Source organism: Cytobacillus sp. FSL W7-1323 (assembly GCF_038595015.1).
GTDB lineage: Bacteria > Bacillota > Bacilli > Bacillales > Cytobacillaceae > Cytobacillus > Cytobacillus kochii.
The window spans coordinates 1,061,536-1,074,254 of record NZ_CP151998.1; the positions used below are offsets into that span (position 1 = coordinate 1,061,536).

General features: G+C 35.4%; 14 protein-coding genes. 10 read left to right on the forward strand and 4 right to left on the reverse strand.

Annotated features, from left to right (window positions below; all coding sequences use genetic code 11):
* Nucleotides 1-48: 48 nt before the first annotated feature.
* The 4 genes from MKX67_RS05535 (at nt 49) to MKX67_RS05550 (ending at nt 2,448) form a co-directional block, all read left to right on the forward strand.
* Nucleotides 49-681: a class I SAM-dependent methyltransferase gene (locus MKX67_RS05535; protein ID WP_224934952.1), complete on the forward strand. Its 633-nt coding sequence runs from the start codon at nt 49-51 to the stop codon at nt 679-681.
* A gap of 35 nt (nt 682-716) precedes the next feature.
* Nucleotides 717-1,574 carry a putative RNA methyltransferase gene (locus MKX67_RS05540; RefSeq protein WP_263624093.1) on the forward strand — a complete coding sequence of 286 codons (858 nt, stop codon included), beginning with the start codon at nt 717-719 and terminating at the stop codon, nt 1,572-1,574.
* Nucleotides 1,575-1,657: 83 nt separating this feature from the next.
* Entirely contained in the window at nt 1,658-2,140 is a 483-nt protein-coding gene (locus MKX67_RS05545) for a tetratricopeptide repeat protein (RefSeq protein ID WP_224934956.1), read from the forward strand.
* A gap of 11 nt (nt 2,141-2,151) precedes the next feature.
* Nucleotides 2,152-2,448 carry a MazG-like family protein gene (locus MKX67_RS05550; RefSeq protein ID WP_224934958.1) on the forward strand — a complete coding sequence of 99 codons (297 nt, stop codon included), beginning with the start codon at nt 2,152-2,154 and terminating at the stop codon, nt 2,446-2,448.
* 37 nt (nt 2,449-2,485) lie between these two features.
* Here the strand turns inward: MKX67_RS05550 and MKX67_RS05555 are convergent, their stop codons facing one another.
* Both MKX67_RS05555 and MKX67_RS05560 read right to left on the reverse strand, forming a co-directional pair.
* The gene (locus MKX67_RS05555) at nt 2,486-3,538 is read right to left on the reverse strand and encodes an ATP-binding protein (RefSeq protein ID WP_251162885.1); all 1,053 of its coding nucleotides are present in this window, start codon (nt 3,536-3,538) and stop codon (nt 2,486-2,488) included.
* Nucleotides 3,539-3,629: 91 nt separating this feature from the next.
* The gene (locus MKX67_RS05560; RefSeq protein WP_251162886.1) at nt 3,630-5,594 is read right to left on the reverse strand and encodes a bifunctional 2',3'-cyclic-nucleotide 2'-phosphodiesterase/3'-nucleotidase; all 1,965 of its coding nucleotides are present in this window, start codon (nt 5,592-5,594) and stop codon (nt 3,630-3,632) included.
* Between the two features lie 417 nt (nt 5,595-6,011).
* On the opposite strand from MKX67_RS05560, the gene MKX67_RS05565 reads away from it, so the two are divergent.
* The 4 genes from MKX67_RS05565 (at nt 6,012) to MKX67_RS05580 (ending at nt 9,740) form a co-directional block, all read left to right on the forward strand.
* Nucleotides 6,012-6,911: an NAD(P)/FAD-dependent oxidoreductase gene (locus MKX67_RS05565; protein WP_224934964.1), complete on the forward strand. Its 900-nt coding sequence runs from the start codon at nt 6,012-6,014 to the stop codon at nt 6,909-6,911.
* Between the two features lie 210 nt (nt 6,912-7,121).
* Nucleotides 7,122-7,808, forward strand: a complete 687-nt coding sequence (locus MKX67_RS05570) for a Crp/Fnr family transcriptional regulator (protein WP_224935721.1) — start codon at nt 7,122-7,124, stop codon at nt 7,806-7,808.
* 20 nt (nt 7,809-7,828) lie between these two features.
* Nucleotides 7,829-8,536: a YjjG family noncanonical pyrimidine nucleotidase gene (locus MKX67_RS05575; RefSeq protein ID WP_224934966.1), complete on the forward strand. Its 708-nt coding sequence runs from the start codon at nt 7,829-7,831 to the stop codon at nt 8,534-8,536.
* Nucleotides 8,526-9,740: a Bcr/CflA family efflux MFS transporter gene (locus tag MKX67_RS05580; protein ID WP_224934968.1), complete on the forward strand. Its 1,215-nt coding sequence runs from the start codon at nt 8,526-8,528 to the stop codon at nt 9,738-9,740. The genes MKX67_RS05575 and MKX67_RS05580 overlap by 11 nt, the downstream gene beginning before the upstream one ends.
* Before the next feature lie 393 nt (nt 9,741-10,133).
* Here the strand turns inward: MKX67_RS05580 and MKX67_RS05585 are convergent, their stop codons facing one another.
* The gene (locus tag MKX67_RS05585) at nt 10,134-10,295 is read right to left on the reverse strand and encodes a hypothetical protein (protein ID WP_224934970.1); all 162 of its coding nucleotides are present in this window, start codon (nt 10,293-10,295) and stop codon (nt 10,134-10,136) included.
* 270 nt (nt 10,296-10,565) lie between these two features.
* Between MKX67_RS05585 and MKX67_RS05590 the strand changes: the two genes are divergently transcribed.
* Nucleotides 10,566-11,162 (forward strand): isochorismatase family protein, encoded by a 597-nt coding sequence (locus tag MKX67_RS05590; protein WP_342489006.1) that lies wholly within the window; start codon nt 10,566-10,568, stop codon nt 11,160-11,162.
* A 70-nt stretch (nt 11,163-11,232) separates the two neighbouring features.
* Here the strand turns inward: MKX67_RS05590 and MKX67_RS05595 are convergent, their stop codons facing one another.
* Nucleotides 11,233-12,120 (reverse strand): diacylglycerol kinase family protein, encoded by an 888-nt coding sequence (locus MKX67_RS05595; protein ID WP_251162888.1) that lies wholly within the window; start codon nt 12,118-12,120, stop codon nt 11,233-11,235.
* 153 nt (nt 12,121-12,273) lie between these two features.
* Between MKX67_RS05595 and MKX67_RS05600 the strand changes: the two genes are divergently transcribed.
* The gene (locus tag MKX67_RS05600) at nt 12,274-12,717 is read left to right on the forward strand and encodes a MarR family transcriptional regulator (RefSeq protein ID WP_224934975.1); all 444 of its coding nucleotides are present in this window, start codon (nt 12,274-12,276) and stop codon (nt 12,715-12,717) included.
* Nucleotides 12,718-12,719 lie beyond the last annotated feature (2 nt).

Sequence of the window (12,719 nt, forward strand, 5' to 3'; positions counted from 1 at the left end):
GAACAATGTGCAGGTGATAAAAAAATAGAGGTACGGGGGGATGTTTAATTGGTATTAAATCATAGAGGGTTCGATGAATGGGCGAAGGAGTATGATCAATCCGTAAAATTATCTGAGGGAAAAGAGGCTTATCCTTTTGCTGGTTATCAAGACGTAATTAATCTTGTATATCATATGGCAGGACATCACCCGTCATCAACCATTTTAGATGTAGGGTTTGGCACGGGGACCTTAACAAAGCGATTGTACGATGACGGTCATAGCATCTATGGAATTGATTTCTCAAAAGAAATGATTGCCATTGCAAAGGAAAAAATGCCAAACGCTTATCTTTTTCAAAGAAATATGGAAGAAGGTCTTCCATTCGAATTTGAGAAGGAAAAATTTCATGCCATTATCTCTACCTATGCACTTCATCATGTAACAGATAGAAAAAAAATTGAATGGATTCAACAGCTATCCTTTTCGTTGCATGAAGGAGGGTCAATTATTATTGGAGATATTGCCTTTGAAACAAGAAGTGCGCATGATCAATGTAAAAACAGAAGTTATGAGGATTGGGATCATAGTGAATTTTATACCGTCTATGAGGAAATAAAGGAAGAATTAGTAGCATTAAAGTTTAAAGTAGATTATAAGCAAATCTCTCATTGTGGAGGCGTATTATTCGTTCGACGTTAACTATATGACCCACTAAAGTGAGAAAGGAATGAACCATGAATAAAAAGCAGAAGAGAATTGAGCAAATAACACGTTTGCATTCACCATTAAGATGTCCTATTTGTAAGGGAGATTTGAAGGTGGAAGACAATAGTCGACTAATCTGTAGCCATCGTCATAGTTTTGATATTACAAAGCAGGGCTATATCAACGTCTTAACGCATAAAGTAAACAGTCATTATGATAAGGAGTTATTTGAAGCAAGAAAACAAATCATCACAAAAACAAAACTATACAATCCGTTACAACAATTAATCATTTCGCATATAAAGGAGCTTAGTCCAGGACAGATGATTGCTGATGCTGGTTGCGGTGAAGGCTCGCATTTACATATGATCTTAGAAAAGCTAAATGTAACTGAGCAGAAGTATGTAGGAGTCGGTTTAGATATTGCTAAAGAAGCAGTTAAAATGGCAGCTGGCAATGATGATGAGTGGATATGGCTTGTTGGGGATTTGGCGAATCTACCTTTCACGGACCATTCTGTAGATGTGCTATTAAATATTCTATCACCTTCTAATTATCAGGAGTTTAAAAGGGTGTTACGAAAGGGTGGCATCGTAATTAAAGTTGTGCCTCGACCTAATTATTTATTTGAGTTAAGAAGTGTGTTATCGAAAAATAATCACTATGATAATCAAGAGATACTACAACTGTTTAAAGAACATTTTCATGTTATCAGTCAAAAAAGTTTGCATTACACTGTTGAACTTAGTGGTGAGGAGAAGAAACAACTTGTGAAGATGACACCCCTCACATGGAGTGGACAAGAAAATACGAAGAGGTTATTTGTTGAAGGTGATCTTAATGAAATCACGATTGACCTTGAAGTGATTGTCGGTAAATTAAAATAGAAGTGAAGCTGGGGACATACATCATAATCCCTGGATTTATTTATACATTCTGCCTCGTGTATAAATGAAGGGAGGAGGCAAGTATGCAAGAAGAGATAATAGAAGCGCTAAGGTTAAGAAAAGAAGGTCAATGGTTATTATCTAATCAGCGATTTTTAAAGATGTTGGAATCTTTCCCCGATGATGCAAACCTTTTATATCAAAGTGCTTGGAGTTACGACTTGCTCGGTGAAGAAAGAAAGGCTGTGCCCCTTTATGAAAAGGCCATTCAAAAGGGATTAAAAGAGGGATTGGAAGGGGCTTATATTGGTTTAGGAAGTACACTTAGAACATTAGGGGAATATGAAAAATCTAAAGCAATATTAGAGGAAGGAATCAATCAATTTCCCCATAACGGTGCACTAGTAACATTTTTAGCGATGACTTTATATAACTTAGAGGAACATGAATTAGCGATGAATCATTTGTTGAGATTATTGGCTAATACTTCAAGGGATGAATCAGTTTCTGCTTATCAAAAAGCAATTCATTTTTATCGCGAGCAATTGAATAAAACATGGGAGTAGGTAAGCGTCGAATGATTAATATAGCAGAGTTACAAAAAGAGGTTGGACAATTTAGTAAGAAAAAAGGCTTTGATAAAAACAGCGTGGAGGCTCGTGCACTCTTTCTAATGACGGAGGTAGGTGAAGTGGCAAAGGAAGTATTATCACTTTCATGGGAAGAGGATAAGGAAGTGGTGAAAGAACGCCTAGGTTTAGAGCTATATGATGTAGTATGGAATGTGTGCGAGCTAGCGAATAAATTAGATATAGATTTAGAGAAAGCCTTTGTACAAAAGAGTGAAATTAATCGCAGCAGAACTTGGGAATAAAAAAAGTGGTTGAATGAAAATCAACCCCTTTGAATAATTAGTAATGATCTTGAATCGTGAAACGAATGGAAAAGGTTGTCCCAGAAGAGTCTGTAGTAAAATCAATATTAGCATTGTTTCTTTTGGCAATGGCAAACGAGATAGCTAACCCAAGACCAGTTCCCTTTTCTTTTGTTGTGAAAAAGGGGGTAGAAATCTTGTTCATTACTTCAGGGGCAATTCCTGCACCTTCGTCTGTTATAGATAATACGACTTGACCACGATCTAAGTATGTACGGATATGTATAGATGCTTTCGCATTCATTGCATCTAAAGAATTATTTACCATATTAATGATTAACTGACGGATTTCGTTTTGATCTAAATTTAATAGTGGTAAAGGGTGCAGCTGAAGATGGATTTTTTTATTTTCTTTAATGGCTCTCGTCTCTAGCAATGGGTAGATAGATTGAATAATTTCGTTGAGATGTTCCTTCTCTTTTCGACTAGGCTTATTCTTGGCCATATCTAGAAACTCACTAATAATGGAATTGACACGATCAATTTCATTAATCATTAATAGAAAAATTTCTTGGTATTTTAGTAAATCTTCATTTTTTTCTACTAACTGAAGAAAGCCTTTCACAGTTGTTAATGGATTACGTACTTCATGGGCTACACCAGCTGCCATTTCCCCAATTAACCTTAATTTTTCATAGTAAGCTCTTCTTTCATTTTCTTTCTTCGTCTCTGTTATATCCTGCATAATAACTAGAAGACCTTTTGTATCGGGTATTGTTTTCACTTTAAAATAATTAGTATTTGCATATGAAAGGTCAAAGCTAATCCCTTTTTGCTTCTTGTATGATTGATATAATTGTTTACATACTTTCCTACATAAATCTGGAATAGCCTCACTAATATTTCTGCCTAGTATTTCGTCTTTTACGATATTAAACATATTTTCTGCTGAACGATTAACAAATAAAAGTTGCATATCCTTGTTTAAATAATAGCAGCCATCAGAAATATTTAGGAGTATCTGGTGGAGGTGCATATTATTTAATCGATTCTCTTCGGGTAAGATAGAAAAGTTCTTGGTCGTAGTCATCTGATGTAAACTCACTCCTCTCAAATGATTGTTAGTTTAATAAAGAGGCTAAGAGGTTTGCTCGAAGCCTCTTTATAAAAACAATACTTCTCTATTCTATTGTGATGGAGTATAGACCAAATCCATTATTACTTGGCCCAATATATTGAATGGGGCTATTTTCATTAAGTAAATCTTTAGCCTCTATGGACGACTCAAATTGAATGTTTGGTGTATTTAAAACAGACGTGAATGTCCAGTTATTATCTGCCGTAGGATCGATAGTGCCTTGCTCAAGAATGTAATCAATGATTACTTGTCTGTTTTCATCTGGATACATAGTAACTGATTGTTGGTTCCTTACACCTGGGAACTGCCCACTTGCGCGATAATTATTAGTCGCTACAATGAAGTTTTGCTCAAGATTAATCGGTGAACCATTATAGCTTAATCCTTTGATTCTATTCGCATTTTCATTGATTAACTTTCCTTCAGTATCATATTTGGCAGGCTCTGTTACATCAATTTCATAAGTGACTCCGTCTATCACATCAAAGTTATATGTTGGAAATTGCTCATTTATTAAAGGTTGTGTTTGTTCCTCACCAGGTAAGATTTGATTAAACTGACCAGCAGACATTTCTAACCATTCTTTTATATCAGCGCCGGTGACTTTAATGGCTGCAACCGTGTTTGGATATAAATATAAATCAGCGACATTTTTAATCGCTATCGTCCCTTCAGGTATATAAGTATAATAATTTGCTCCATTACGTCCACCAGCTTTAAAAGGAGCTCCAGCAGATAAAATTGGAGTACCTTCTTCTGGTGTACCTGCTAGTTGTTTTTCTAAATACCATTTCTGTGCATTTGTAACAATTTGAATGGAGGGATCATCTTTTATTAATGCAAAGTAACTATGAATATTAGCAGTCGTATTGCCAACAGGTTGCCTCACATATTCTAACGTTTGTTCATGAGAAAGTTGGATGGCATCAAGTATATCTGGATCGGAAATTGTATTGGTTTCGCTTTCTGCATTATAAACGCTTCGCAATTCTGACTGGACATTGTTTACTTTCCAATGTCCAAAGGAAGTGGTAAGCGATAAATCAATGACACCTAAATGATTACCCCAGTTACCAGGCATGACAACTGGTACACCATTAATTGTCCCTTTCTCTTCATTAACTCCCGGTAAGTCTGAAAAGTCTCCTGGAAAGAGCTTATGGTTATGACCAGAAATAATAGCATCGATTTCTTTTACCTTTGTTAGCGCATATGTAGCATCTTCATCCATCTCTGTATAATTTTCCGTTCCCATTCCAGAATGGGCAAGGACAATAACTAGATCAGCACCCGCTCTTTTCATTTTAGGAATGGTTTCTTTAACAGATTGGACGATATCTTTCGTATAGACTTTCCCTTCTAAATTCGCTCTATCCCATTCAGTTATTTGTGGTGTCACTACACCAGTTACACCGATATTTAATAAGTGAGGAAATCCCCTCTCATCTCTTACTATTTTTCTAATGATTTTGTATGGCTGGAAATACTGTTTTTCCTTCCCTTTCCCTTTTTTTACGTGATAGACATTGCTATTTACATAAGGGAAGGGGGCATCATTTAATGTTTCATTTAAAAATGATAATCCATAATTAAGTTCATGATTCCCTACAGTAGCAGCATCATAATCTAGAAGCTTCATAGCTTGGAATACCGGATGTAATTCTCCCGGTTTGATTGGATTGATTTTAGCTTTATAATCCCCTAGAGGATTCCCTTGAATCAGATCACCATTATCGAAAAGAAAGCTATTACTCTTCTCTGCCCTTGCTTCTTTAATTAATGTGGCTGTTTTTGCCAGTCCGAAATCCTCCACTTCTTTGTCTTGATAATAATCGTAGTTGGAAAGGTGGGTGTGGATATCAGTCGTCCCCAATAAGCGAATATCTACTTTGCTTTTAAAAGGACTTGGAAAATGATTCGTTTCTGCTGCCTCTGCATGATAAATTCTTGGTAAAGAAGAAATAACGAGGATAATAGTAAGACATAAAAAAGTAATTTTCCTTATCAAAATCGACACAACTCCTCTGTATTCATTTTTTAACCTTCGCTCGGAACCATCTAATAAATAATCTATTTTTCAACATAATAGTAACTATTTTCTATTTTTTTTGATAGAGGAGAAAAGAAGGGTTTTTGTTGAAGAATTTCCTTAGAATAACAAGGAAGAACAAGAATTCTTGTATAATGGGGGACTTTTATCGTGAGTATTTCCAAAAAAATAGTTCAAATGTTTTCTTCATTTCTTTTTCATTGCATCATCACGATTACTTAGATTTTTTTGATGGAATTAAGTTTAGTTATTGATATTAACGATGTCCGAATGCAAAATATGATTCTAAGTAAAAGGAGAGGATATTTTAAAATGCCGTTGCATAGGATGGTAAAGTAGCTTTTACTGAATGATCTATAAGGGGGTTGGACGAGCATGATGTATGATTGTATCATTATAGGCGGTGGTCCGGCGGGGTTAAGCGCAGCTTTAGTATTAGGTCGAGCAAATAGAACTGTACTGATACTTGATCATCATCGTCCGAGGAACCGATTTACCACCTATTCACATGGTTTTTTGACACGTGATGGCATAGAAGTAGAACAGTTTAGACAGACAGCTTATGAGGAAATCATGCATTACCCTTCTGTTACAATAAAAAATCATGAAGTAATCCATGCAAGGAAAAATGACCAATCTTTCGTTATAGTGACGTTAGATAAAGAAGTATTCGAAGGAAGAAAAATCATCGTTTCAACCGGAATTAGAGAAAGACTACCCCAAATTAAAGGATTAACCCCCTTGTATGGAAAAAGTGTGCATAATTGTTTTTATTGTGATGGTTGGGAGTTGAGAGAGAAGAAAATTGCTGTTTTATACGATCATCTTGGTTCGCTTCATTTGATCAAACTTATTCACCAAATAACTAAACACATAGTAGTATGTACCAATGGTTTTCCGATAGATAGTAGAACAAGGGATCAGTTACAAAGTAAACAAATCCTTATCATAGATTTTCCGATTAAGGAATTAGTTGGAGAAGCAGGAAGTCTTTCTGCTATTCTCTTTACAAATGGTAGAACTGAAAGGGTTGATTCTCTTTTTGTCAGTCCAAGATGGGAACATAATGGCACCATTTTATATGGATTAGGCTGCAAGAAAGATGTAAATGGTAGAGTAGTTCGTGATATTCATAATCGGACGACTATATTTGGTGTGTATGCGACTGGTGACGCTGCATTTATATCTCCTTCTCAAGTAGCGATTGCTGTTGGCGATGGTTCGCGTACGGCTATAACAGTTTCAGGTGATTTGGCAAATGAGGATTTTAAATAGAATTTCATTTGGCTCACGTTTTTTGTAGGTTATTGTTTGTTCCCCCTTTCACATCCTCCCACAATTTTCTTCATAAAAAATAATCAATTCCTTACATTCTTCATTGTTATTTTTTTATTAAAGTACGAATGATTGGGACATATGTCCTTTTCAAAAAATGTTTGTTATCTTTAAATAAGAAAAGGAATGAAGAGGAGATGGGTGTTGGACATGAGTCGAGTGGACGTTCAGTTTTATATGGATAAATATAATCTGCACAAGGTGTTACCGGAAAGGCTGTATCCTCATCTGAGCTTGCATACTGTAGAAAAGGGAGAGCAGCTTTGTAGACAAGGAGAACAGGCGAAGGCATTGTACATCGTAGTAAAAGGAAAAGCAAAAGTATTTACGACATCTATGGAAGGAAAAACACTTGTACTTTCATTTCAAACACCGATTGAGTTGATCGGGGATATTGAATATATCCAAAACATTGATATTATCAATACGGTTGAAGCGGTATCCTCAGTAACAGTTATAAAAATCCCTTATAAATTTCTCCGTAAACATTGCGAACAATATTCACCGTTTCTCATGTTTTTGCTAAAGGTTATTACGGATAAATTTAATGCAAAGTCAAATTTTTTAAAATTGAATGTGCTTTATCCAGTAGAAGTCAGACTAGCTAGCTATTTATTATCGCATTCATTTGATGAGGAACACTCATTAGTGACGGGTATGCATAGTACAAAAAATTTAAAAGATACGGCTAATCTCATTGGAACGAGTTATCGCCACTTAAATCGAGTGATTCAACAGTTTAGTGAACTTGGTTTAATTGAAAGAAAAGACAAATGGATTCAGATTAAAGATTGGGAGGGCCTGAAGGAAATGGCTGGTTCGTCCCTATATGAATGAAACAACAGGAGAGGCTATATATGAAAAAGTATCAATATTTATTTTTTGATGTGGACGACACATTATTAGATTTTAGACATACGGAAAAAAGAGCATTAGAGCGTTTGTTTGAACAAGAAAATATCGTATTAACTGATGAGTTAAAAGGGGATTATCACCGGTTTAATAAAGGGTTATGGCATGCGCATGAACGGGGAGAGATTGGCAAAGAGGAACTTTTAAACACGAGATTTACCGAGTTCTTCCGACTTTATGGAAAGCAAGTAGACGGCTTAACAATGGAACGGAGTTACCGCAATTTCTTATCCGAAGGACATGAACAATTAGATGGTGCGCTCTCGCTTATTCAACAACTATCGACGCAATATGAACTTTTTATTATGACGAATGGTGTAGCGCAAACGCAAAATCGCAGGTTACGTGATTCCGGGTTGTTTCCTTATTTTAAAAATATCTTTATCTCAGAAGAAACTGGTTTTCATAAGCCTATGAAAGCATACTTCGATTATTGTTTCCAGCGTATAGATCAGTTTAATTGTGGAAAAGCACTCATCATTGGTGATTCTTTAGTAGCTGATATAAAAGGTGGTCTTGCTGCGGGAATGGATGCTTGTTGGATGAATGTTGCAAAAGTAGCTAATGATACAGACATTACACCCACTTATGAAATCAATAAGCTAGTTGAGCTCTTACCTATATTAGAAAGGAGGGAGTGCATTGACTCATAATCCAAAAGGGAAAGAACGATTGATACTAGCATTACTTTTAGGGATGCTAGCGACATTAGGACCATTAAATATAGATATGTATTTACCAAGCTTTCCGAGCATTGCTTCGGACTTAGAGACATCGGCTTCTATGGTCCAATTGAGTTTAACGGCTTGTTTAATTGGTTTGGCTGTTGGACAATTGGTGATTGGTCCGATTAGTGACGCAAAAGGAAGGAGAAAACCACTTTTAATTTCTATTCTACTTTTTGCTGGTGCCTCTTTTTTATGTGCGGTTGCCCCTAATATTACAACCCTTGTTATTGCAAGATTTTTGCAAGGAGCGACTGCCTCTGCGGGAGTTGTCTTATCGAGAGCGGTTGTAAGAGACACATTTAGTGGAAGAGAACTAACGAAATTTTTTGCGTTATTGATGGTCATTAATGCGGTTGCTCCGTTAGTCGCTCCCATTGCAGGGGGAGGCATTTTGCTTTTTCCTTCTGCGAGTTGGCATTGGATATTTATAAGCTTAGGAATCATAGGGTTAATCATTTTTCTAATTGTATTTTTAAAACTTAAGGAATCCTTACCTGTAGAGAAGCGTAGACCAAGCTCTTTAAGATCCACGTTTCGGACAATGGCAGAGTTGAGTACAGACCGTTCTTTTATTAGCTATGCTTTAATCGTTGGATTTGTTCATGGAGGAAGTTTTGCATATGTTTCAGGTACGCCGTTTGTTTATCAAGGGATTTATGGTGTCTCACCGCAAGTATTTAGTATTCTATTTGGCATAAATGGACTTGCAATTATAACTGGGAGCTCCATCGTAGGTCGTTTAGGCGGAAAAGTGACAGAGAAAAAATTGTTAAAAATAGCAGTCACAGTTGCTGCATCGTCGACATTATTCTTACTTTTGATGACGATTATAAAAGGACCGCTTGCATTAATCGTCATTCCAATCTTTATTTATATGCTCTCAATGGGAATGGTTTTGACAAGTTCGTTTACATTAGCAATGGAATTCCAAGGACATCGAGCAGGCAGTGCAAGTGCCATTTTAGGAATGCTTCCTCTTGTGGTAGGAGCGACGGTTTCTCCATTAGTAGGGTTGAATGAATCAACAGCTATACCGATGGGAGCTATTTTGTTCGTTACATCCTTTATTGGTTTTACCCTCTTTTTCACTTTTGCCAATCGTGAGGAAAAGCCACAAATAAATGTGTAGAAGCATAGGATGAATCATTCATCTGAACAAATTGGACTGCATCTCAATTGTTAGAAAACAATCTAACAAATGGAGGTGCAGTTTCTTTATGGGCAAATGATAGGAAGAATAAGGAGGGGAACGCTTCTTACTAAAAATTTTTGCACCTAATTAAAAAGTCATGAAAAATCTGTACTGATTGAGCTTGTATTGATTAATCAACAGTTACGAAAGGTATCAAGTGGGTAGGTAATGGAGGAGTTAAGTAGGTTTGGGGCATAGGAAATTAGAAGTTTTCCTTATCATAGAAACATCTATGGATCAAATAAATGTCTCGCTCAAGCAATAAAAGGAAAAGTTTTTAAAAGATTATGAATGCTAGAAAGTTTTTTTGACATTGGGAAACCACCACATTTACTCGACAACTTGATCAGTATCGATCACTTCTTGCAAAAGAGAGATATGTTCATCGATAATATGATTTCTTGGATCTTGGGGGTTAGTTATATGTTTTTTCATATCTTGCAAAAAATGCAATTCTCTTTCCATCAATTGTCTTTCTATTGAATCAAGCATATGTGAAAACTCCTTTTTAATGAAAAATAATAGAGGTTGTCCCTTCTTTCTATTATTATATGCATGGCAGTCTATTATATACATTACATTATTGCCACCTTTATTATTATACCTATATTTTTTTCCTAGATACAGTGCAAATTTCCTGATTGGTAGTGACGAAAGAGAACTTCATTTAATTTTTCATTTTTTCTTTAAGTAAAGAAGGAGTATTTCAATAAGAGCAGGAATGAGTATAGTTTAAGTAATAATAGAGAGGAAGATGTAGAAGTGAATCAAGTTTTATTAATAATTGATGCACAAGAAGCTTTAATTGAGGGGGAAAACGGTCAAAAGCCGGTCTATCAAAAAGAGCAGCTGATTACTACAATAAATATATTAATTGAACAAGCGGAAAAAAATGATATTGACGTTATATTTATAAGAGATCTAGATGTTGGCGGTGGAAGTGGAGCTGGCTTTCAAGTACATCATTTAATTAAGGTACCTGAAAAATCTTCTGAAAAAATGTTTAATAAACTTGCGACGAATGCTTTTTACGAAACTGGTTTATTAAATTACTTAAAAGAGAGGAGTGTTCAACATCTAATTATTGCAGGATGTCAAACGGAGTATTGTATTGATACAGCTGTTCGATATGCAACTGTTAATGGTTTTGATGTTACTTTAATCAAAGATGGACACTCGACAATTAATTCAAAAGTTTTACCTGCTGAGAAAATCATTGCTCACCATAATCAAACCCTTCATGGTCACTATAATGTTGATCATTTTTCAGTCGTAAGGGGTAGTCATGAAGCGGTCTTTATCCCACCTCACAATGAATACCGAAAAGAGTGGGCAGTTGAGTTAGAGCAATCCAAGTAAGAAACTTATCCTTACTGAAGTTGACAAGAGAGTCTGCTCTCCTAAATATATGTTGAGCAGACTCTCCTAGTCAAACATCACCGACTAACATTGTCAAATGTTGAGGTAAGATAGAAATTGTAGAGGGTGTTTCGTCAATTAATTCTCCATCACAATCAATTTTTTGAATTGGTTGTGCTTCTATCTTTAATGATTTTGTACGAAAATAGACGATTTCATCATTATTTTTATCTGGATAATCGTCATTTACTTGTGATTGGAGCCACGTCCAAAAATTTTGCATACTCGCTTGTTTAATAATTAACACATCAAGTAAGCCATCTTGGATATTTGCTTGAGGAAAGAAGGATTGCATCCCACCTAAATAAGAGCCATTTCCTATTACGACCATGACAGCATCATCATCATAGGTGCAATGATCACTTTCGATTTTTAAATGGAAGACTTCGTTTTGAAAAATAAGCTTAGACGCTTGGATATAGTAAGACATTTTACCAAGTCTTTTACTATTATTATCCATTTGCTCTGATACTTTTGAAATTAAGCCAATTCCCCAGAAGTTCAAAAAGTATTGATGATTAAAAGTACCGATATCTATTTGTTTTATCTTTTTTTCTTTAATCTGTTTGGCGGCAAATCTTGGTTCTTGATTTATGCCAATGGTTCTTGAAAAATCATTACATGTGCCTCCAGGTAAGATAGCAAATGCTGGTCTCACTTGCAATGGTGCTAATGCATTGACTAGTTCAAAGATTGTTCCATCTCCGCCAGCGCCGATAATTAAATCTACTGAAGACGCAAGTTTTTCCACGTATTTAGCGCCATCACCCTCCTGTTTTGTTTGATATATTTTCACATTTGTAAAAGTTTCTTTTAATTCTGTTTCAATTTCTTCGATTTGATTTAATAATTTCTTGTTCCCTGCATGAGGATTTAAAATAATCGCTACAGTATTCATGACTCCATTCCCCCTTTCATAAGTACATACTTCCCGTTTTATTTGTAAATGTAGCATGAATTTGAAAAAAATATATTATTAATTCGAGATATTTTACTTGAAGATAAATCAATTGAGTGGTAAAGTGATAAATACAACGAGGTGACTTTAAAAATGAAAAAGCATACTTTAGGGTCTTTATTATGGATGAGGATAGCTAGATTTACACATCAAAGTAACTTATTATCTAATGAGTTTTTAAAAAAATATCAATTAACTGCTTCCCAGTTTGATGTTCTTACACAGATAGCAGCTTACGAACCCATTACCCAACAAGAGCTAGCTGATAAATTAACGGTAAGCCAAGGGGGGGTATCTAGAATGCTTTCAAAACTAGAAAAAGAAGGATTGATTATAAAAGCAGTAAAATGGAAAACGAAAAAAATTTCTCTCACAGCAAAAGGGAAGACTAAACTAGCTGCTGCATATGAGGCCCAATTACATTTTCAAACTTCCTTTTTTGATGAATCACTCTCACAGGATGAGCAGAAGATTCTTTATCAGTTATTATCAAAACTACAAAAAAATAGTGATCAGAAGAAAAAATCCATTATATAGGA